Annotated in this window: 18 protein-coding genes; 17 read left to right on the plus strand and 1 reads right to left on the minus strand. The window is 66.4% G+C overall.

Annotated features, from left to right (window positions below; genetic code table 11):
- Nucleotides 1-93 precede the first annotated feature (93 nt).
- The 7 genes from WC729_RS07450 to WC729_RS07480 all read left to right on the plus strand — a co-directional run bounded on the left by WC729_RS07450 (nt 94) and on the right by WC729_RS07480 (nt 9,013).
- Nucleotides 94-2,277, plus strand: a complete 2,184-nt coding sequence (locus WC729_RS07450) for a family 20 glycosylhydrolase (protein ID WP_372851168.1) — start codon at nt 94-96, stop codon at nt 2,275-2,277.
- Entirely contained in the window at nt 2,274-4,724 is a 2,451-nt protein-coding gene (gene ptsP / locus WC729_RS07455) for a phosphoenolpyruvate--protein phosphotransferase (RefSeq protein WP_372851170.1), read from the plus strand. The genes WC729_RS07450 and ptsP overlap by 4 nt, the downstream gene beginning before the upstream one ends.
- The gene (gene nagE / locus WC729_RS07460) at nt 4,724-6,364 is read left to right on the plus strand and encodes an N-acetylglucosamine-specific PTS transporter subunit IIBC (protein WP_372851172.1); all 1,641 of its coding nucleotides are present in this window, start codon (nt 4,724-4,726) and stop codon (nt 6,362-6,364) included. Before ptsP ends, nagE begins: the two co-directional genes overlap by 1 nt.
- 319 nt (nt 6,365-6,683) lie before the next feature.
- Nucleotides 6,684-7,748: a Glu/Leu/Phe/Val dehydrogenase gene (locus WC729_RS07465; RefSeq protein WP_372851174.1), complete on the plus strand. Its 1,065-nt coding sequence runs from the start codon at nt 6,684-6,686 to the stop codon at nt 7,746-7,748.
- Nucleotides 7,748-8,032: a hypothetical protein gene (locus WC729_RS07470; RefSeq protein ID WP_372851176.1), complete on the plus strand. Its 285-nt coding sequence runs from the start codon at nt 7,748-7,750 to the stop codon at nt 8,030-8,032. Before WC729_RS07465 ends, WC729_RS07470 begins: the two co-directional genes overlap by 1 nt.
- Entirely contained in the window at nt 8,029-8,496 is a 468-nt protein-coding gene (locus tag WC729_RS07475; RefSeq protein ID WP_372851178.1) for an N-acetyltransferase family protein, read from the plus strand. Before WC729_RS07470 ends, WC729_RS07475 begins: the two co-directional genes overlap by 4 nt.
- A 46-nt stretch (nt 8,497-8,542) precedes the next feature.
- Nucleotides 8,543-9,013, plus strand: a complete 471-nt coding sequence (locus WC729_RS07480; RefSeq protein WP_372851180.1) for a GNAT family N-acetyltransferase — start codon at nt 8,543-8,545, stop codon at nt 9,011-9,013.
- Between the two features lie 34 nt (nt 9,014-9,047).
- On the opposite strand, the gene WC729_RS07485 is transcribed toward WC729_RS07480, so the two are convergent.
- Nucleotides 9,048-9,392: a RidA family protein gene (locus WC729_RS07485; protein WP_372851182.1), complete on the minus strand. Its 345-nt coding sequence runs from the start codon at nt 9,390-9,392 to the stop codon at nt 9,048-9,050.
- Nucleotides 9,393-9,937: 545 nt separating this feature from the next.
- On the opposite strand from WC729_RS07485, the gene WC729_RS07490 reads away from it, so the two are divergent.
- From WC729_RS07490 to WC729_RS07535, 10 genes are all read left to right on the plus strand, one after another.
- Complete coding sequence (locus WC729_RS07490) at nt 9,938-13,117, plus strand: TonB-dependent receptor (RefSeq protein WP_372851184.1); 3,180 nt, start codon at nt 9,938-9,940, stop codon at nt 13,115-13,117.
- Between the two features lie 175 nt (nt 13,118-13,292).
- A complete protein-coding gene (locus WC729_RS07495) occupies nt 13,293-14,009 on the plus strand; it encodes a SapC family protein (protein ID WP_372851186.1) in 717 nt (238 codons plus the stop codon).
- 16 nt (nt 14,010-14,025) lie between these two features.
- Nucleotides 14,026-15,054 carry a cupin-like domain-containing protein gene (locus tag WC729_RS07500; RefSeq protein ID WP_372851188.1) on the plus strand — a complete coding sequence of 343 codons (1,029 nt, stop codon included), beginning with the start codon at nt 14,026-14,028 and terminating at the stop codon, nt 15,052-15,054.
- Nucleotides 15,055-15,070: 16 nt separating this feature from the next.
- The gene (locus tag WC729_RS07505; protein ID WP_372851190.1) at nt 15,071-16,558 is read left to right on the plus strand and encodes a tryptophan halogenase family protein; all 1,488 of its coding nucleotides are present in this window, start codon (nt 15,071-15,073) and stop codon (nt 16,556-16,558) included.
- Nucleotides 16,559-16,675: 117 nt separating this feature from the next.
- Nucleotides 16,676-17,371, plus strand: a complete 696-nt coding sequence (locus WC729_RS07510; protein WP_372851192.1) for an endonuclease/exonuclease/phosphatase family protein — start codon at nt 16,676-16,678, stop codon at nt 17,369-17,371.
- On the plus strand, nt 17,371-19,665 hold the full coding sequence (locus WC729_RS07515) for a patatin-like protein (RefSeq protein WP_372851194.1): 2,295 nt from the start codon (nt 17,371-17,373) through the stop codon (nt 19,663-19,665). The genes WC729_RS07510 and WC729_RS07515 overlap by 1 nt, the downstream gene beginning before the upstream one ends.
- A gap of 190 nt (nt 19,666-19,855) precedes the next feature.
- Entirely contained in the window at nt 19,856-20,200 is a 345-nt protein-coding gene (locus WC729_RS07520) for a hypothetical protein (RefSeq protein WP_372851196.1), read from the plus strand.
- The gene (gene pyrF, locus WC729_RS07525) at nt 20,197-20,871 is read left to right on the plus strand and encodes an orotidine-5'-phosphate decarboxylase (RefSeq protein ID WP_372851198.1); all 675 of its coding nucleotides are present in this window, start codon (nt 20,197-20,199) and stop codon (nt 20,869-20,871) included. Before WC729_RS07520 ends, pyrF begins: the two co-directional genes overlap by 4 nt.
- 3 nt (nt 20,872-20,874) lie before the next feature.
- Nucleotides 20,875-21,384 carry a GNAT family N-acetyltransferase gene (locus WC729_RS07530; protein ID WP_372851201.1) on the plus strand — a complete coding sequence of 170 codons (510 nt, stop codon included), beginning with the start codon at nt 20,875-20,877 and terminating at the stop codon, nt 21,382-21,384.
- A 16-nt stretch (nt 21,385-21,400) separates the two neighbouring features.
- The gene (locus WC729_RS07535) at nt 21,401-22,039 is read left to right on the plus strand and encodes a phosphoribosylanthranilate isomerase (RefSeq protein WP_372851203.1); all 639 of its coding nucleotides are present in this window, start codon (nt 21,401-21,403) and stop codon (nt 22,037-22,039) included.
- Nucleotides 22,040-22,100: the final 61 nt, after the last annotated feature.

Consider the following 22,100-nt stretch of genomic DNA (forward strand, 5'->3'; position numbering starts at 1 on the left):
CGCTATCCTAGGTTCGTAAAGGCGCCCGGCGTGTCGAGCATTCAGATCCTCCGGGCCCTTTCGCTAGTCGGGGCCTTTCTCTCTTCCGCTGCGATGGCGCAGCCGGTCGCTTTGCTGCCCGCACCCCAATCGTTGAGCCAGGCGGAGGGCGGCTTCACGCTGACGGCGACCAGCGGCATCTTCGTTCCACCGGGCGACAGCGGCGCACGCAACGCGGCCGACCGTCTGATCGACCTGCTGTCACGTACTGGCGGCCCCAAACTCTCGGTGACGAGCGGTGGCACGGTCCGTTTCGAACGTATCACGGGCCTTCCCGCCGAAGGCTATCGCCTGAGGACGTCGGCCAATGGCGCGACGATCAGCGCCAGCAACGATGCCGGCCTTCTCTATGGCGCCGTCACGCTCTGGCAGCTCGCCAGCGCCGGCGAGGCCAGCCCCTTCATTCCCGCCGTCACGATCGACGATGCGCCCCGCTTCAAATGGCGCGGGCTGATGCTCGACAGCGCGCGGCATTTCCAGTCGCCCGCCTTCGTCAAGCGCCTGATCGACGCGATGGCGGCGAACAAGCTCAACACCTTGCACTGGCACCTGGTCGACGATCAGGGCTGGCGCATCGAGATACCCAAATATCCGCGCCTGACCAGCGTCAGCGCATGGCGCCGCCCGGCCACCGCGCCCGGCGCTCCCGCCCTGCCCGTCATCGGCGGTTTCTATACCCGCGCGCAGATCCGTGACGTGGTCGCTTATGCCGCCGCGCGCGGCATCACCATCGTGCCCGAGATCGAGATGCCGGGTCACGCGCTGAGCGCAATCCGCGCCTATCCGCGGCTCGGCATGGGCGTTCCGATCCCGCCGGGCACGGAGAGCGACTGGGGCGTGTTCCCCTGGCTCTACAACACCGACGACGCGACCTTCACCTTCCTGCAGGACGTGCTCGACGAGGTGATGGCGCTGTTCCCGTCGCGCTATATCCATGTCGGCGGCGACGAGGCGGTGAAGCAGCAATGGGCCGCCTCGCCCGCGATCCAGGCGAAGATGAAGGCGCTCGGCGTCACGTCCGAAGACAAATTGCAGAGCTGGTTCATCCAGCGCATCGGTCGCTATCTCGCCGCGCATGACCGGCGGCTGATCGGCTGGGACGAGATCCTCGACGGCGGCATCATGCCTGACGCAACCGTGATGTCGTGGCGCGGTCTGGATGGCGCGGTCGCCGCAGCCAAGGCCGGCCATGATGCCGTGCTGAGCCCGGCGCCGACGCTTTATCTCGACAACCGCCAGGGCGTCAGCGCAGCCGAGGGCACCGGGCGCGGCAATCTCATCACGCTGGCGACCGTCTATGGTTTCGATCCGGCGCCCGCCTCGATTCCCGCAGAGCAGCAGCGCCATATCCTAGGCCTTCAGGGCAACATCTGGGCCGAGCATCTGCGCAACGAGTCCCTGGTTGCGGCCGCTGCCTTCCCGCGCGGCGCAGCGATAGCGGAACTGGGCTGGTCGAGCGGAAAGCGCGATTTCGGCGATTTCGTCCGGCGCCTCGCGCCACAGATGCAACGCCTGAGCAAGCTCGGCATCGAACCAAGTGCCGCGGTGTTCCGTCCGGTGGCGAGGCTTGCCCCGGACGGCGACGGCGCGAAGGTCATCCTCAGCGGCCAATCGGACCTGCCGGTTCGCTATACCATCGACGGCACTCTCCCCGGGCCCGCATCACCGCTCTATTCAGGGCCGGTGACGCTGAAGATGCCGGCCCGCCTGCGTGCCGCGACCATGCTGGACGGCGCGGCGCTGCCGGGTGCGATCGACCTGCCCCTCACGCCCGGGTCGATCCGCCGACGCGACGATACGCAGCTCAAGCTCTGCTCGCAGGGCATCGCGCTGCGACTGGCCGACGATGCGCCGGCCAGGGAGCCGCGCGCTGCGCTGATGATCGACGTCGCCAATCCTTGCTGGATCTACGATGCCGCACCGATGGACGGGGTGCGGTCGATCGCCGTCTCGGTCGGGCAAGTGCCGTTCAACTTCCAGATCGGCGCGGACAAGGACAAGATCAGATTCCGCCCGCCCGCCACGCCCGCCGGCGAGATCGAGATACGCGACGGCTGCGACGGTGCGCGTATCGCTACCCTCCCGCTTGCCCCGGCAGCCCTCCGGCCGGGGATCACGCGGCTGACCGCACCGATCGCTCCGCTCAAAGGCGATCATGACCTGTGCGTCACCTATACCGCCAAAGGCGTGAACCCGCTCTGGGCGGTGAGCGCGGTGCAACTGGTGACCGCGCCGTGATCGTCCACCTGCACGCGCCCATGGCCGGCTGGGCGCTCGATCTGGCCCAGGTGCCCGATCCGGTCTTCGCCGAGCGCATGATGGGTGAGGGTTTCGCGATCGACCCGCTCGAGGGAGTCATCCGGGCGCCCTGCGACGCCACCGTCATCGCCGTCGCCCCGACCCGCCACTCCGTCACCCTGAAGCTGGCGAACGGCGCCGAACTGCTGATCCATGTCGGGCTGGAGACGGTGGCACTGGCCGGAGACGGTTTCACCGCCAGAGTGCGCGACGGGGAAACGGTCACGCTCGGCCAGGTGTTGCTGGAGGTCGATCTCGATCCGGTCGCAGCGCGTGCCAGGAGCCTGATCACCCCAATCACCGTCACCAGCGAAGGTTTTGCCGTTACGCTCCACGGCCTTGATGCCCGCGTGAAGGCGGGCGACCCGCTTGCCGATATCGCCCCGCTCGCCACCGCCGACGTAGCGGCCGACCTAGGTGAGGACACTGCCCGCTGCACGATCCGCGTGCCCCTGCCGAGCGGCATCCATGCCCGCCCCGCTGCCCGCATCGTCACCGCACTGAAGCCTTTCACCGCCGAGGTGACTCTCTCGGCGCACGGCAAGACCGCCAATGCGCGCAGCATCGTCGCATTGCTGTCGGCGGGCATCCGCCATGACGACGAGATCGAGATCGCCGGACGCGGACCCGATGCCCGCGCTGCCATCGCCGCGCTCGCCACCTTGATCGAAAAGGGCATGAGCGAGGAAGCGCACCAGCCTGTCGCGCCCGTCGCGGCGCCCGCGCCCGACGGTCTGATTCACGGCGTCCGCGCCGCTCCCGGCCTTGCGATCGGCCCGGTCTTCCAGTTCCGGCCCACTGACGTCGCCGTACCGGAACAGGGCAACGGTGCGCCCGCCGAGAGTGGGGCCCTCGCCGCCGCCCGAACGCAATTGCAGGCCGCCGGAAATGGCCATGGCCCCGGCGCGGACATCGCGGCCGCGCACCGCGCCTTGATCGACGACCCGGAATTGCTCGCCGCCGCGCAGCGCCTCATCGCTCAGGGCAAGAGCGCCGCCTTTGCCTGGCGTGGCGCAATCCGCGGCCATGCCGAGGCGATCCGCGCGACCGGCGACCGCCTGCTGATCGAGCGCATCGCCGACCTGAAGGATATCGAGCGCCAGATTGTCGCGCTGCTCGTCGGTGCCGATACCGCGATGCCCATACCGCCGCGCGGCGCGATCCTGATCACCGACGAGCTGCTTCCCTCGCACTTCGCCGCGCTCACCGACGCAGGAGTCGCGGGCATCTGCACCGCTTATGGCGGGCCGACGGCACACGCCGCGATCCTTGCCGCATCGGCGGGCATCCCGATGCTCGTCGCGACGGGAACGGCCGTTCTTGAGCTGGAAGAGGGCAATGAAGTCCTGCTCGATGCCGATCGCGCCACACTCGATCCAGCGCCCCAGCCCGCCGCGCGTGACGCAGCAGCCGCGCAGCTGCGTCGTCAGCGCGACCGCGCCACCGCCGAGACCGCCGCCGCGCAGGACGAGTGTGTCATGGCCGATGGCACGCGGATCGAGATCTTCGCCAACCTTGCGGCCAGCGCAGACGCGGCGCCGGCGGTGGCGCTCGGCGCCGAGGGCTGCGGCCTGTTGCGCACTGAATTCCTCTTCCACGATCGCAGTTCGGCCCCCGACGAGGAAGAGCAGCGCGCCGCTTATGCCGCCGTTGCCGCGGGGCTCGCCGGCCGCCCGCTGATCGTCCGGACCCTCGATATCGGCGGCGACAAGCCGGTCGCCTATCTCCCGTTCCCGCACGAGGAGAATCCGGCGCTCGGCGCGCGCGGCATTCGCTTTTCGCTGGCCAATCCCGGCCTGCTCGCAATCCAGTTCCGCGCGATCCTGCGCGGCGTGCCGGCAGGGCAATGCCGCATCATGCTGCCGATGGTGGTCGATGCCGGCGAGCTTGCCGCCGCGCGTGCGATCCTGAACAGGGTGCGGGCCGACCTCGGCATCGACATCCCCATCCCGCTCGGTGTGATGGTCGAGACGCCCGCCGCCGCACTCCTCGCCGACAGCCTCGCACGAGACGCCGATTTCCTCTCGATCGGCAGCAACGACCTCACCCAATATGCGCTGGCCGCCGATCGCGGCAATCCGGCGGTGGCGGCAATGGTCGATGCGCTTCATCCGGCCGTGCTCCACCTCATCGCCCGTGCCGCCGAAGGTGCGAAAGCGCATGGCCGCTGGCTTGGCGTGTGCGGCGGCATCGCCTCCGATCTGGCCGCCGCGCCGATCCTGATCGGCCTCGGCGTCACTGAACTCTCGGCAACGCCCGCGACCATCCCCGGGCTGAAGGCAGCGGTCCGCGCGCTCGACATGCCCACCTGCCGCGCCCTCGCGGCAAAGGCGCTGTCGATGTCCACCGCCGCCGGGGTACGCAAGCTGCTGGAAGGAACCGGATGATGCGCCTGCGGATCGACGCCCTCCAGCCGCTCGGCCGCGCGCTGATGCTGCCCATCGCGGTGCTGCCGGTGGCGGGCCTGCTGCTCCGCCTTGGCCAGCCGGACATGTTCGACATCGCCTTCATCGCCGCCGCGGGTGAGGCGATCTTCTCCAATCTCGGCCTGATCTTCGCGATCGGCGTCGCGGTCGGGCTGGCGCGCGAGAATAATGGCGCAGCGGGCCTGGCCGGCGCGGTCGCCTTCCTCGTCACCGTCGAGGGCGGCAAGGCCCTGCTCACTGTCCCGCCCGAGGTAACCGCCGCCTTTGCCGACCAGGCCGCCCGCGATCTCGCCACCGCCGCGTGGAAAGCGAAGGAGCTGGGCAAGCTCAGCGTACCGGCGGGCATCCTCTCGGGGCTGGTCTCGGGCTGGCTCTACAACCGCTATTCCGGAATCAAGCTGCCCGACTATCTCGCCTTTTTCGGCGGACGCCGCTTCGTGCCGATCGCGGCGGGGTTCGCGGGGCTGATCGGCGCGGCCTTGTTCGGTCTCGGATTCCCGGCACTCGAAACCGCGATCGATACGCTGAGCCGCTGGGTGGTCAGCGCTGGCCCGGTCGGCCTGTTCATCTATGGCGCGCTCAACCGGCTGCTGATCGTCACTGGCCTGCACCATATCCTCAACAATATCGCCTGGTTCATCCTTGGCGATTTCAACGGCGCGACCGGCGACCTGAAGCGTTATTTCGCGGGCGACCCGAGCGCGGGCGCGTTCATGAGCGGCTTCTTCCCGGTGATGATGTTCGGCCTGCCCGCTGCCTGCCTCGCCATGTACCGCTCCGCCTTGCCGGAACGGCGCAAGGCGGTCGGCGGCATGCTGCTCAGCCTCGCGCTTACCTCGCTGCTGACCGGCGTGACTGAGCCGATCGAGTTCACCTTCATGTTCCTCGCGCCGCTGCTCTATGCGGTGCACGCAGTGCTGACCGGGCTGGCGATGGTGATCATGGACGCGCTGGGCGTCAGGCTCGGCTTCGGCTTTTCGGCGGGGCTGTTCGATTATGTCCTCAACTACGGCCTGGCGACACGTCCGCTGTTGCTGCTCCCGGTCGGCGCTGCCTATTTCGCCATTTATTATTTCGCTTTCCGCTTCTGCATCGTCCGCTTCAATTTGAAGACGCCCGGGCGCGAAATGGAGGTGGACAAGCCAGCCGGCTCCGGCACCGCGGGCGACCAGGCGGCCGGACTGGTGCTTGCGCTGGGCGGTGCCGCCAATCTCCAGTCGATCGACGCCTGCACGACGCGCCTGCGGCTGATCCTTGTCGATCCGGCCAAGGTCGATGAAGCCGCGCTCAAGGCGCTGGGCGCGCGCGGTGTCGTGCGTCCCGGCGGCAATGCGCTGCAGGTCGTGCTCGGCCCCATCGCCGACCGGGTCGCCGGTGAAATGCGGGCATTGGGGAAAACCACCCCCGTCATCGAGGCAAAGGACGACATGTGGCTGGCAGCGCTCGGCGGCCGGCAAAATGTCCTGGAGATTGCAGTGAACGCGGGGCGGGTGCGAGCGCGGATCGCCGATATGGCAGCGATCGATCGCGCGGCGCTGGACAAGGCCGCGCAGCGGGGCTGGAGCGAGGTATCGCCCGGTATCGTACACGCCTTGACGTGAGCGTTTTCGAAAAAAGTTACGGATTTTTCGTTCTCGCCCGTCTATGATTGCGCCAGCGATGAAGAATCGCGCCGTCGAAACGAGGACCACCGGACCGTGCAGGGCATGTTGGCAGTGACGAAGAAAGCAGCGGCTTCCGCCCTGTCTTCGCACGCCCGAATGCCCGGCGTCCCCGCTCGCGCCTCGATCCGACTTATTATCCGGACCCGAATTATGACCGGGCAGATCGCGACGATCTGACCCCATCGGTCACAGGCGCTGGCGCGGGACGCATCCGCCACGCCGACTTATATAATTCAGTGATTCCCGGAGCTTCATCATGGACTTTTCCCGTGCGCGTGACGCGCATCCGCCCGAACAGGTCGTGCGCCTGCAGGATTCCGCCAGCGGCCTGGACGGCGTCATCGCCCTTCATTCCACCCATCTCGGCCCCGCCGCCGGCGGTTGCCGTTTATGGACCTATCCCGACTTCAACCATGCCACCCTGGACGCGCTCCGCCTCGCCGAAGGGATGAGCTACAAGAACGCGCTGGCCGGCCTGCCGCTCGGCGGCGGCAAGGCAGTGCTGCGCCGCCCCGAGGGCGATTTCGATCGTGCCGCGCTGTTCCGTGCCTTTGGCGAAGCGGTCGAGGAGCTTGGCGGCCGCTATGTCACCGCCGAGGATGTCGGCACCACCGTCGGCGACATGGCCGAGGTGGCGCGACAGACACGCCATGTCGCGGGCCTGCCGCCGCAGGATGGCCGGCCCGGCGGCGATCCGTCGCCCTGGACGGCGCTCGGCGTCTTCCGCGCGATGCAGGCGGCGGCCGAGCACCGGCTCGAACGGCCGATCGGCGACTGCACGGTCGCGATCCAGGGGCTCGGCTCGGTCGGCGCGGCGCTGGCCTATCTGCTCCATGATGCCGGCGCACGGCTGATCGTCGCCGAACCCCGCTCGGCTGTCGTCGCCGCGGTGGCGACACGCACCGGCGCTGACGTCGCGTCGCTAGGTGGTGTGCTGGAGGCGCGGTGCGACATCTTCGCGCCCTGCGCGCTGGGCGGCGTGCTCAATGCGCGGAGCATCCCGAAGCTGCGCGCCACCGTAGTCTGCGGCGCGGCGAACAACCAGCTCGGCAACGAGGAGGACGGCACGGCGCTGGCCGAGCGCGGCGTGCTCTATGCGCCGGACTATGTCGTCAATGCCGGCGGGATCATCAATGTCTGCGCCGAATATCTCGGCTGGGACAGCGCGGAGGTCGCCGCGCGGATCGACGCGATCCCGGATCGCCTCCACCAGGTCTGGGCCGATGCCGAACGCAACGGCCTCGCCGTCAACGTCGCCGCCGACCGCCTGGCGCGCGCGACCATCGCGCGTGGCCGATCGCCGGCCATGGCGCTTCCGTGATGGAGCTTCAGCGCCCCGTCGCGCGGTACCGGGTGCACGGTGCCGACGATCCAGAACTGGTCCCACGCGTGTTCGGCCAGTTCGCGCGGCGCGGCCTTGTGCCTGCATTCGCGTTGATCCGCCGCTCAGCCGGGCTGATCAGGATGCAGATCGAGGCTGACGTCGCGGACTCTCATACCGCGCATATCCTCGCAGAGACCTTGCGTTCCCAGTTCCTGATCGAGGAAGTAACGCTCGACTATGGTGGAGATGGTGGAGATGGTGGAGACAGTGTGACGGCATGATCAGGAACGCGCTTGAAGCAGATGTCACCGCCCTCGCCCGTTTGTGGTTCGATGGCTGGCAAGACGGCCATGCCGCCGTGTTGCCGGCTGAACTCGCGCGGCTGCGCACGCTGGAGAGCTTCCGCAAGCGGCTCGTGGAAGCACTAACCAGCGTGCGCGTCTGCGAGCGCGACGGGAAGATTCTCGGCTTCTCGATGCTCAAGGGCGACGAACTCTATCAATTCTATGTCTCGGCCGAAGCGCGCGGCAGCGACGTTGCCCCGTCGCTGATGGCGGATGCGGTGGAGCAGTTGCGCGCGGCCGGCGTGGAGGTTGCATGGCTCGCCTGCGCGATCGGCAACGACCGCGCGGCGCGCTTCTACGAGAAATCGGGCTGGCATCGCGCCGGTGTCTTCACCAGCGAGCTGCCGACCCCGGACGGCATCTTCCGCCTCGATGTCTGGCGGTACGAAGTCCGCCTCTGACCATCATAGACTGGCGAAAGGCCGCATCAGAAGGCAGAAAGACTCCATGCCCTTCTCTCCCACCGACGCTCCGCGCATTGAGACGTTCACCGGCACCGCGGCGGAGGCAGTCGCGTTGCTCCTGCCGCTCTGCGAGGCAGTGTTTCCCGGTTTCGACCCCGGCTATCTGGCCAATCGGCTGCCACATGTCGCCGATCCGCATTTGCTGCTCGCCCGGCGCGAGGACGGCGTGCCCGTGGGCTTCAAGCTCGGTTATCGGCGGGGCGAGAGCCTGTTCTACAGCTGGCTTGGCGGCGTCGCACCGGAGGCGCGCCGTATCGGCCTCGCCGCGCTGATGATGGAGCGGCAGCATGAGGAGGCCCGGGCGCTGGGCTATCGTCATGTGGAAACCCGCACGCGCGCCGCGAACAACCCGATGATCCTGCTCAACCTGCGCCACGGTTTCCATGTCGCCGGCTTCGAAGTCGACGGGCATGGCATTCCGGTGGTGACCCAGCGCAAGGCGCTCGAAGAATAGCGCGGAGCCGTGCTGGCCCCGCGCCTCCTTCAGCTTAGCGCGCGGCGACGATGATGATCTCGACCTTGTACTCGGGCGTCGCCAGCTTTGCCTCACCGGTGGCCCGCGTCGGGGCGCCCTGGCCGCCGATCCATGCGTCCCACACCGCATTCATTTCGCCGAAATCGGCCATGTCGGCGAGCCAGATCGTCGCCGAGAGAAGCTTCGACTTGTCGCTTCCGGTGCGCGCCAGAAGATCCTCGACCTGCGCCAGCACTGCCTTGGTCTGCGCCGTCACGCTCTCGCCCGGCGCACCGACCTGCCCCGCGAGATACACGGTATCGCCGTGAATCACGGCCTGACTCATCCGCGAGCCCGAGTCGATGCGAGTGATAGTCATGCTTCAAATCTCCCGGCGCAGGGCGCTCTCTTACAAGTGCAACGGACGATCGCGCGATTCCGCGAGTCGATCGCGCGCTGCCTGCCGGAGATGCCATCGGCGCGCAACGCCCCTGACGGGGGATAGGCGCACGCGCCTGTAGAATTGAAGGGGTGATCCCGCGCGCTGGAGCCGCTGGCGGAAATATCGGCAGCGTTGCGATCTTGCCACACTGAGCCTGGGAGGAAGAACGGGGTAGAACAATGTGGCGCCGCGTCGTTCGCGGTGCGGTTCATGTCGCGAGCAACACGCCAACCCGCGCAATTGTGCGGGATTTACACTGACCGGCGCGTGCCATGGCCTTTGCTGCGCACGCTAACTTTTTTCGATCAAGGCTGATCTTCCGGAAAAACGTGGCCATTCTGGTTTTATTACCGCCGCAAAACCCGATTCCGCCGGATTGACAACGTCAGACATTTTGGTACCGTTACCATCAAGCAGCGCGAATCCTGCTTGCAGAAAACAATATCGGCCGCCTTCGCAGCGCGCCGTTGAGGAGGGGTAATATGAAAAACTTTGGGCGTTCGTCGGCGTTTGCGCGGTCCACATCCGCAATCGCGGTCGCTGTATGTCTGATGATGCCGGGTGCGGCGCTGGCGCAGGCCGCGCCGGCGGCAACGGCCGATGGACAGGCCGGCGATGGCGAGCAGGACATCGTTGTCACTGGCATCCGCGCCAGCCTGGAGCGCTCGATCGCGATCAAGCGCAACTCGTCGGGCGTGGTCGATGCGATTTCGGCCGAGGACATCGGCAAGTTCCCCGACACCAACCTGGCGGAGTCGCTTCAGCGCATCACCGGCGTGTCGATCAACCGCACCAACGGCGAGGGCGCGCTGGTCACGGTGCGTGGCTTCGGCCCTAACTACAACCTCGTCACGCTCAACGGCCGCACCCTGGCGACCTCGATCGTGTCGGTGGTTGGCGGCGACCAGAACTCCGACGGTGCGCAGGGCACCAGCCGCTCCTTCGACTTCTCGAACCTCGCCGCGGAAGGCGTGAAAACGCTGGAGGTCTACAAGACGGGCCGCGCCGCGATCCCGTCCGGCGGCATCGGCGCGACGATCAATGTGGTCTCGCGCCATCCGCTCGATGGCCCCTCCGGCATTTCGGGCAGCATCGGCGCCAAGGCGGTCTACGACACCAGCGTGAACGGCTGCCTCGACTGCGGTTCCAAGGTCACGCCCGAGGTTTCCGGCGTCCTGAACTGGACCGATCCGTCCGAGATGTTCGGCGTCTCGCTGTTCGGCAGCTATCAGAAGCGCAATTATACCTCGATCGCCGCAACGTCGAACAACTGGAACATAATTCCGTACAGCACCTTTCTCTCGGGGGGCTTCGTACGCACCAAGCCCGGGCCCAATCCGAACGATGCCCCTGTACCCTCAATCTGCGCCGGCAGCACGCCGACCGCCGGCTGCACCGTCGTCAACGGGGCGCCGACCAACGCGAACCAGCTGGTCGCGATCCCGAACGACAGCCGGTATCACTATGCCGAGGGCACGCGCGAGCGCTTCAACGGCCAGGCGGTCCTGCAATTCCGCCCGACCGATTCACTGACGCTGACCGCCGACGCTCTCTATGCGGAGAACAGGCAACGCGAAGTCCGCTCGGATCTGTCCAACTGGTTCAGCCGGCCGTTCGATGTCGTGACCTTCGACGGCAACTCGACGGTCGCCACCGCCACCTATCTGCATGAGACGATCAACGGCCAGAAGGACGAGGGCTTCGAGGCGCAGAACCGCGCGCAGCGCAGCAAGCTCCAGGATTATGGTCTGAACGCCAAATGGGACTTTGCAGAGAATTTCTCGCTGAACCTGGACGGTCACATCAGCAAGTCGTCGAGCCGGCCGGACAATCCGAACGGCAACAGCTCGACGCTGGTCGGCATGGGCGCCAACGTCGTTGCCGCGCATTCGGTCGACTATGGTAGCGGCGGCATTCCGCGGCAGGCGATCACCATCGGCAGCAACGGGAACGGCCAGCTCGACATCAACGATGTCGGCTCGCAGGTCGGACGCACGTTCCGGTCGACCCAGGATCAGACGATCCGCGAGGGCCGCGCCGATTTCGGCTGGGATCTCGGCGGCGGCAGCCGCTTCGATTTCGGCGGCAATTATCGCAGCTCGGACATGCACCAGACCTTCGTCGCCACGCAGCAGACGCTCGGCGACTGGGGTATCACCCACCCCGGCGACGTGAACCAGCTTGCGCCGGGCGCGCTCCAGAGCTTCTGCCTGGAATGCAAGTTCAACCAATACAACCCGGGGGGCGACCCGGCGTCGCAGATCGCGTTCCGCGGCAATGCGTCCGACATCTATTCCATCCTGTCGCCTTATTACGCCAAGGCGGGCAATGCCGTCGGCGTCACCGCCAATCAGGACAACCGTGTGAAGGAAACCATCTGGGCCGCCTATGGCCAGATGACGTGGAAGGGCGAAATCGCCGGGCGCAAGGCCGCCATGGTCGCCGGCGTGCGCTATGAGAGCACGAAATCGACATCGACCTCGCTGGTTGCCGTCCCCGCCGCCATCAACTGGGTGTCGGACAACGACTTCACCGTCGTCATTTCGAACCAGAACAGCTTCCTGACGGACAAGGGAAGCTACAACAACCTGTTGCCTTCGTTCGATTTCCAGATCGAGCCGGTGGACAACCTGATCGCACGCTTCTCGTTCAGCAAGACGATCGCCCGGCCCAATTACAGCGACCTGTTCACCTCAACCACGGTGGGCGGACCGCCGCGGCCGATCAACAATGGCGGCGTTGCCTCGGGCAATACCGGCAACGCACGCCTCTCCCCGTTGACCTCGGACAATTTCGACGTCTCGCTCGAATATTATTTCAAGCCCGACAGCTACATCTCGGTCGGTCTGTTCGAGAAGCGGGTGCACAACTTCATCGGCCGCGGCCAGTTCACCTCTGACCTGTTCGGCCTTCGGGATCCCAGCTCGGGCGCGGCCGGGACCCGTTCGGGCGCCGCCAAGGCGGCGCTCCAGGGGCTTGGGGCTGATACCAGCGACGTGAACCTGTTCGCGATGACGGCGCTGATCCAGAGCACCGGCTCGGTGGCAGCGGCGACGGCCCAGTTCAATGCGCACTTCAATCCCGTGACGCACTCGCTCGACGACGCCTATGTCCAGACGATCAACAGCACGCTGGACGTGAACGCGAACGCGACCGATCCGCTCTACCAGTTCCAGGTATCGCGCCCGATCAACAACAAGGACGCGAAGATCTGGGGCATCGAAGTCGCCGGCCAGTATTTCCTCGGCGATACCGGTTTCGGTGTATCGGCGGCCTATACGATGGTTCGGGGCGATGTCGGCTTCAACCTGGGCGCCAGCCCGAGCGAGGACCAGTTCGCGCTGCTCGGGTTGAGCGACACGTTCAACGCGACGCTGATCTACGACAAGAACGGCCTCTCGGCCCGGCTTGCCTATAACTGGCGCGACAAGTTCCTCTCGGGGATCAATCGCCAGGACTCGCGCAATCCGGAGTTTACGGCACCGTTCGGTCAGCTCGACATGAACATCAGCTATGACGTCACGAAGAACGTGTCGGTCACGCTGGAAGCCATCAACCTGCTCGAGGAAAGCGTCCGCACCTATGCGCGCGCGAAATCCGAGCTGTGGTTCGCGCAGGAACTCGATCGTCGCTTCATGTTGGGTGCCCGGTTCAAATTCTGATCCGAGGTTCCGACACCAGGAGGGGGAGAAAGGCCGCTGTTCGCAGCGGCCTTTTTTCCCGCCCGGAATTGAGCTTCGCCGCCCTTTGTCCCATCATGGCCGCAAATGCCCGTCCAGGCGGTTGGAGAACCGCCCGGTTGCATGACCGAACATTGCATGGGCTGGATAGTATCGCATGACCAACCGCGTTCCGCTGAACAATGTCGATCACCCGGACCTGAAGGTGATCGCCCATCATCGGGCCGAGTTCGGCGACAGCGTCAACCAGGTGCTGGTCTTCCCGACCGAGTTCGAGGAACTCCAGCGCGAATATCCGATCTTCTTTCGTCGCGAGGAAAGCGGCATGTTCCAGGCAGTCGCCCTGCTCGGGCTCGACCGCGACGAGAATCTCTTCCTTGGCGAGACGGGCTGGCAGGGCCGCTACGTCCCGGCCACGTTGCAGCGTGGGCCGTTCCTGATCGGCTTCAAGGGTGGCGGGACAGAAGGCGAGCCGATGATCCATATCGATCTCGACCATCCCCGCGTCAGCCATAGCGACGGGCTGCCGCTCTTCCTGCCTCATGGCGGGAACGCACCCTATCTTGAACATATCGCTGGAATTTTACGGACGATCTATGCCGGAATAGAGGCCAACCAGCCGATGTTCGACATGTTCGACCGGGCTGGTCTGATCGAAGCCGTAGCAGTCGAGATCGAGCTGGACGAGACGCGCAAATATGTCCTGCCCGATCTCTTCACCATCTCCCGCAACGCCCTGGCGCAGCTCGACGGCGCCCGGCTCGAGCAGTTGAACGCCAGCGGCTTCCTGCCCCTCGCCTTTTTCGTGATCGCTTCCATGGGCAATATGAGCCGTCTCATCGATCTCAAGAACCGAAAGGCCGGCGCCGCCTGACCGGCGCGAACAGATCATGACCAGCCTCCGCAAAACCAGGATGATCGAGGGTGTCGCATCGGACGATATCCCGCTCGACGCGCTGATGGAGGCCCAGGAGCCGGTCATCCTGAAGGGTGTCGCCCGCGACTGGCCGCTGGTGCGCGCGGGACTGGACTCGCCGGAAGCCGCGATCGCTTATCTGAAATCCTACTACGGCGGAAACCCGGTTGTCGGTTTTGTCGGCCAGCCCGAGATCGAAGGCCGTTTCTTCTACAATGACGACGTGACGGCGATGAATTTCGAGGCCGGCCGCGTGCGCCTCGACGAGCTGCTCGACCGGCTTCAGGCGGAATGGCACCAGGACCGGCCGCCCTCCTATTATGTCGGCTCCACTGATCTCGACACCTATCTGCCGGGCTTGCGGCAGGAAAACGACCTCGGCCTCGATCAGGCGGAGCTTGGCGACAGCCCGCCCATCGTCAGCATCTGGATCGGCAATCGCACGACCGCGTCGGCGCACTACGACATGTCGAACAACATCGCCTGCTGCATGGTCGGCCGGCGCCGCTTCACGCTCTTCCCGCCGGAACAAGTGCACAATCTCTACCCCGGGCCGCTCGAGCCGACCCCCGGCGGCCAGGTCGTCTCCATGGTCGATTTCCGCAATCCCGATCTCGATCGCCATCCCCGCTTCGCCAAGGCGCTGGCGGCGGGCCAGGTGGCAGATCTGGAGCCAGGCGACATCCTCTTCTACCCGGCGCTCTGGTGGCATCATGTCGAGGCGCTCGATCGCTTCAACATACTGATCAACTATTGGTGGAACGCCTCCCCCGCCTTCATGGACACGCCGCAGAATACGCTGCTGCATGCGCTGCTCAGTCTGCGTGACCGCCCGGAGCCGGAGAAGCGCGCCTGGCGCGCGCTGTTCGACTATTATGTCTTCGGTCCCGCCGACCAGGCGGGCGCTCATCTGCCCGAGGCGGCCCGTGGCAACCTCGCCCCGCTCGACGAGATCAGGGCGCGCCGCTTGCGCGCCATGCTGCTCAATCGCCTGAATCGCTGACATGGAAAGCCCCGGCATGGACGGACAAGTCGTACGCAAGGTCGTCATTGCCGGTGGCGGCACTGCCGGCTGGCTCGCCGCCGCCGCACTCTCCAAACAGCTCGGCGGGCTGCTGGACATCACCCTGGTCGAATCCGACGAGATCGGCACGATCGGCGTAGGCGAATCCACCATCCCCACCGTCCGCGCCTTCCACTCGCTGCTCGGCATCGACGAGCAGGATTTCATGCGCGCCACCCAGTCGAGCTTCAAGCTGGGCATCGTTTTCGATGACTGGAGCAGGGTCGGCGACCACTATCTCCATTCGTTCGGCGTGCTCGGCAAGTCGACCTGGATGGCCGATTTCCACCATTTCTGGCTGCAGGCCCGCGCCGAAGGCTTTGGCGGCGAGATCGGCGACTATTGCTTCGAGCTGCAGGCAGCGAAAGCGGGCAAGTTCGCGACGGGCGAGAATAGCCAGATCAACTATGCCTATCACCTCGATGCGACGCTTTATGCCCGCTTCCTCCGCGCCCGCAGCGAAGCGGATGGGGTCAAGCGCGTAGAAGGCAAGATCGCCAGAGTCGCACAGGACGCAGAAACCGGGTTTATCCAGTCACTTGTGCTGGAGTCCGGACAAATCGTCCCGGGCGACCTGTTCATCGATTGCACTGGCTTCCGCGCGCTGCTGATCGAGCAGACGCTTCAGACCGGTTATGAGGATTGGGGCCATTGGCTCACCACCAACGGCGCCTATGCGGTGCAGACGGAATCGGTCGGCCCCGCCGTCCCCTATACCCGTGCGATCGCGCACCAGGCCGGCTGGCGCTGGCGCATCCCACTGCAGCACCGCGTCGGCAACGGGCTGGTCTTCTCCAGCGACCATATGGCCGATGAAGACGCCAAGGCCCTGCTGCTCGATCAGATCGAGGGCGAACCCTTGTTCGATCCGCGCCTGATCCGCTATCGCACCGGCGCGCGTCGCAAGGTCTGGAACCGAAACTGCATCGCCCTTGGCTTGGCCAGCGGTTTCATCGAGCCGCTCGAATCCACCAGCATCCACCTCATCATGATCGCGGTGACGCGGCTGATGCAGTCCTTCCCGTTCAACGGCTTCGATGAGGCGCTGATCGACCGCTACAACCAGCTCTCGCGCACCGAGCTGGAGGGCGTGCGGGACTTCGTCATCCTTCATTATTGCCTCACCGAACGCGACGACAGTGCCTTCTGGCAGCGATGCCGGACCATGGAGCTTCCGGAATCGCTGGTGCGGCGCATTGCCCTGTTCCGCGAAAACGCGCAGGCCTATCAGGCATCGGACGAGCTGTTCCGGGTGGATTCCTGGGTGCAGGTCATGCTTGGCCAGCGGATCGAGCCGCGCGGCTATCACCATCTTGCCCGCCTGATGCCGCCGGGCCAGCTCCGCCAGGCGCTGGGAGACCTGAAGACCGGCATCTCGGGCGCGGTGGCGAAGATGCCAAGTCACCAGGATTTCCTTCAGCGCTACTGCGCCACCGCCGCGTAAGGCACGTCTGCGATTTTCGCGCTGGTTTGGCGCGAAACTGGGCATATACGACAGGAAAGCCGGGCGTATCGTGACGCGCGGCGAACCAACTTTACCGATCGGCGTTGCACTACGCACATGATCAAGGTCGCCAGCTACAATATCCACAAGGGCATCGGCCTCGACCGCCGTCGCGATCCCAACCGGATCCTCGAGGTGCTGCGCGAGGTGGATGCCGATATCATCGCCCTGCAGGAGGCGGATCGCCGCTTCGGCACCAAGGCCGGTGTCATCCCCCTCCACACGCTGGAGGAGCATAGTCCTTGGAAAGCGGTGCCGCTCGGCGCGCACAGCGGCAGCATGGGCTGGCACGGCAATGTCCTGCTGATCCGCAAGGATTCCGTCGTGATCGACTGCGAGGCGATCCACCTCCCCGCGCTCGAACCGCGCGGTGCGGTGATGGCCGATGTCCGCGCTGATGGCGTGCCGGTCCGTATTGTCGGCATGCATCTCGACCTGTCGGGCCTGTGGCGCCGCCGCCAGGCGCATGCGATCCTCGCTCATGTCGATTCGAGCACCAAGCGCCGCCCGACCGTGCTGATGGGCGATCTCAACGAATGGAGCGCGCAGAGCGGTTGCCTGCGCGATTTCGGCCGCGACTACAGCTTCGCCGCCACCGGCCCGAGCTTCCACGTCCGCCGCCCGGTCGTCCGGCTCGACCGCATCATGGTCTCGTCCGACCTGCGCATCACCGATTGCGGCGTCCATCACAGCGCCACCGCGCGCAAGGCATCGGATCATTTCCCGATCTGGGCGACGGTGGAGCTGACCTGATGCGGCAGAAAGAGCTTCGCCTTGCGCTGGTCTGCTATGGCGGCATCAGCCTTGCCGTCTACATGCATGGCATCACCAAGGAGATCTGGCGCCTCGCCCGGGCGAGCCAGGCCTTCCACAAGGGCGAGACGCCGGCGGGCGGCAGCCAGGGCGTCTATCGCGACCTGCTCCAGGAGATCGAGGAAGAGACCGGGCTGCGCATGCGCGTGCTGGTCGACATCATCGCCGGTGCCAGCGCCGGCGGCATCAACGGCGTGTTCCTGGCCCAGGCGATCTCGACCGGCCAGTCGCTCGAGCCGCTGACCAAGCTATGGCTCGATTCGGCCGATATCGAGGCGCTGATCGACACGCACCAGGCGCCGTCCTCGCGCTTCTCCAAGATATGGGCATTGCCGATCGCCTGGTACGCCGAGAAACGCAGCGGCGACAATATCGACGAGCTGGTCGAGGCCGGCGCGCGCGATGAGGTGCGCGCCAAGCTGTCGCACTTCATCCGCTCGCGCTGGTTCGAACCGCCCTTTGGCGGCGCGTTGTTTACTGGCCTGATCCTCGACGCGCTCAATGCGATGGCGTCGGCGCCACGCGGCGCGCGCCTGCTGCCGGAAGGCCAACCGCTCGACCTGTTCGTCACCGTCACCGATTTCCGCGGCCATCCCGAGCGCCTGATGCTCAACTCGCCACCCGAGGTGCTCGAGACCGAGCATCGCCTCGTCGTCCCCTTCACCGATCACGGCACGGCCGGCGACACCCTCGCCCATCCGGCCGAGCTCGCCTTCGCCGCGCGCTCGACCTCCAGCTTCCCCGGTGCCTTCCCGCCCTTCATGGTCGGCGAGCTCGACAAGGTGCTTAAGCATCGCAAGGTCGAATGGCCCGAACGCGCCGATTTCCTGAAGCGAGTCCTGCCGCGCCAGTTCGCCGCCAATGCGGCCGACCAGGCCGTGCTGATCGACGGCTCGGTGCTCGCCAATGCGCCGTTCCGCCCCGCGATCGAGGCCCTGCGCGAGCGGCCCGCGCGCCGCGAGATCGACCGCCGTTTCGTCTATATCGACCCCTCGCCCAACGTGAAGCTGCGCTTCGGCCCGCACAACCCCAACGCGCCGGGCTTCTTCCAGACGATCATCGGCGCCGTGTCGGAGCTGCCGCGCCAGCAGCCGATCCGCGACAATCTGGAGGATATCGCCGAGCGCTCCCGCACGATCGAGCGGATGCGCGGCATCGTCGCGAGCATCCGGCCCGAAGTCGAGGCACGCGTCGAGGCGCTGTTCGGCTATACCCTGTTCCTCGATTCCCCGACCGTTTCGCGTCTCGCGACATGGCGCGCCCGGGCGCAATCCGCCGCGGCCAAGGCCGCCGGCTATGGCTATGCCGCTTATGGCCATCTCAAGATCGCCGGCGTGATCGAGGCCCTGAGCTCGTTACTCTACCATGCCGGCGGCGAACCGGGGCCTCAGCGCTGGGAACGCATTCGCGGCCATATCGCCGACGCCGTACGCGAACGCGGCTTCGACGATCTGAAGCCCAGCTTCTCGGATGGCGCGAGCGCGGTCACGATCGGCTTTCTGCGCTCCTATGATCTCGGCTTCCGCATCCGCCGCCTGCGCCTGCTCGCCCGCCGCCTGACCGAGCTGGAAGCCGATCACGACGAGGCCGATCTCGAGCCGATCCGCGACGCGGTCTATGCCTCGCTCGCCGACTATCTCGAATGCAAGCGCACCGACCGCCACGCGCATTTGCGCAAGGATGTGCGACTGCTGCGTGGCGATGCCGGCCCGCTGCTCGACAGGCTCGCCGAGTCGCTCGACCTGAAACAGCTCGATACCGATACGGAGGAGCGCCTCGCTGCCGCCTTCACTGGCCTGGCGCGCGAGCTGAAGCGGCCGATCCTGCTCACCTATCTCGGCTTCCCCTATTTCGACGTCGCCACCCTGCCGCTGCTCCAGGGCGAAGGGCTCGACGAGTTCGATCCGATCAAGGTCGATCGCATCGCGCCCGACGACGCCAAGTCGATCCGCGCCGGCGGCGCCGAGGCGACGCTAAAGGGCATCCAGTTCAACAGCTTCGGCGCCTTTTTCAGCCGCGCGTACCGCGAGAACGACTATCTCTGGGGCCGCCTCCATGGTGCGGAGCGGATGATCGACATCGTGCTGTCCTCACTCCCCGCCACCGCCAATCTGAAACCCGGCCGCGTCGCCGCCATCAAACGCGCCGCCTTCTGCGCCATCCTCGACGAGGAGGAACCCAAGCTGCAGGCAATCCCGGGCCTGATTGCGTCGCTGCGCAAGGAAATCGGCTAGCCACTGCCTCTCCACCCGTCACCCCGGACTTGTTCCGGGGTCCATCTCTCCACTCGCGGTGACGGCGCTTGTGGCACGATGGATGCCGGAACAAGTCCGGCATGACGAACTTGGGGGCTAGGCTGGTCAAAGCGGCACCGGAGACGTAAGAATTACCCTATATGGGCAATTTTGGAGGCCACAGCGCTCGATGCAGTTCCTGAAGATCCTGTTCTGGTGCCTGCTCGCCTTCGTTGCCGCGGTGTTCACGCTGGGCAACTGGACCACGGTGCCGATCAAGCTATGGGGCGGCCTGATCGCCGAGGTGAACCTGCCGCTGCTGCTGTTCGTCACCTTCCTGATCGGCCTGGTGCCGACCATGCTCTATTACAACGCGATCCGCTGGCGGCTGCGCAACCGGCTGGCCACCTCGGAACGCACTCTCGCCGATCTGCGCGGCGTGCTCGCCCCGGCCGCGCCCGCCTCGCTCGAGCCCGATGCGCCGGTCATCCCGCCTGCGGCCGTGCCCACTGCCGTTCCGCCGGGGGGCGCATGACCAGCCGCATTTTTGTCGCGCTCGACACGCCTGATCTCGAACGCGCCAAGGCGATCGCCCAGCGCGTCCATCACCATGTCGGCGGCATCAAGCTCGGCCTCGAATTCTTCATGGCCAACGGTCGCGCCGGCGTGCGCGAGATGGCCGAACTCGGCCTGCCGATCTTCCTCGACCTGAAATTCCACGACATCCCCAACACCGTCGCCAAGGCGATCATGGCGTTGCGCCCGCTCGAGCCGGCGATACTGACGGTGCATGCCGCCGGCGGCCGTTCAATGCTCGAGGATGCCAAGGCCGCCGCGCCGACCGGGACCAAGGTCGTCGCGGTCACCACGCTCACCAGCCTCGACGCGCGCGATCTCGCCTCGATCGGCTGCCCGGACGATCCGCACGATCAGGTGCTGCGCCTGACCGAGTTGGCGATGAAGGCTGGCGTCGATGGCGTGGTCTGCTCCGGCGCTGAAGTGGCAGCAGCCAAGGCGTTGTGGCCCAAGGGCTTCTTCGTCGTTCCCGGCGTCCGCCCCGCCAATGGCGCTGCCGGCGACCAGAAGCGTGTTGTGACGCCGCGCCAGGCGCTCGATGCCGGCGCTTCGATCCTGGTGGTCGGCCGCCCGATCACTCAGGCCGAAGATCCCGACACCGCCGCGCGCGAGATCGGCGCGACGCTTTAAGCCATGTCCGATCCCGTGATTCGCCTTGCCGTGCCGGACGATCTCCCGCGCCTGCATCCCGTGATCGAGCGCGCCTATCGCGGCGACACGGCCCGAGCCGGCTGGACGCATGAGGCCGATCTGCTCGACGGAACGCGCACTGAGCTCGCCACGCTCCAGGCCGCTCTGGCCAACCCGGCCGAACGCCTGCTGATCGCGCTCGACGGCGACACGCCGATCGGCTGCGTCGAGGTCACCGATCGCGGCGACGGCCTCGCCTATCTCGGCCTGCTCTGCATCGAGCCCGTGCTTCAGGCAGCCGGCCTCGGCAAGCAGCTGATCGTGGCGGCGGAAACGCTCGCCCGGGACATTTTCGGCGCCTCGACGATGGAGATGACCGTCATCGAAAACCGGGCAGAGCTGATCGCCTATTACGAACGCCGCGGATACCACCGCACAGTGGAGCGGCGCGACTTCCCGGTACTGGTCGAGCCCCCACTCTACATGACGGTACTGGTCAAGCCCCTCGCCTGACGCCTATGGCAGCGCCATGCCCGTCACCGCCAAGATCTGCGGCCTTTCGACGCCCGAAACCCTCGATGTCGCAATCCGCGGCGGTGCGAGCCATGTCGGCTTCGTCTTCTTCCCGCCCTCGCCGCGCACTCTCAGCCGCGAACGCGCTGCGCAGCTCGCCGCGCGCGTGCCCGGCCATGTCACCCGCGTCGGCGTGTTCGTCGATCCCGACGATATGTTGCTCGAAGCCTCGATCGGCGCCGGCCAACTCCAGGCGCTGCAGCTCCACAATACCAGCCCCATTCGCGCCGCGGCGATCAAGGCGCGCACCGGCCTCGCCATCTGGGCGGCCGTCGCGGTCAAGACCCGCGCCGATCTCGCCGCCGCTGCGACCTATGCGGGCGCCGCCGACCGCATTCTCTACGACGCCAAGACCCCGCCCGGCGCAACCCTGCCCGGCGGCATGGGCGTGCGCTTCGACTGGACCCTGCTCCAGGGTTTCCGCCACCCCCTCCCCTGGGCGCTGTCCGGCGGGCTCGACCCGCTCAATCTCGAGGAAGCCGTGGCGGTGACCGGCGCGACGATGGTCGACGTATCCTCAGGCGTGGAATCCGCGCCCGGCATCAAGGACGTGACGAAGATCGCCGCCTTCCTCGATACCGTCAAAACCCTCTGACGCGGCCGGGCTTCGCCGGCGAAGAGTTTTACTCAACTCGACACGCTCATCCGAGGTGCTA

Origin of the sequence: Sphingomonas sp., from assembly GCF_041661825.1 — a bacterium.
In the GTDB taxonomy this organism is placed as follows: domain Bacteria; phylum Pseudomonadota; class Alphaproteobacteria; order Sphingomonadales; family Sphingomonadaceae; genus Sphingomonas.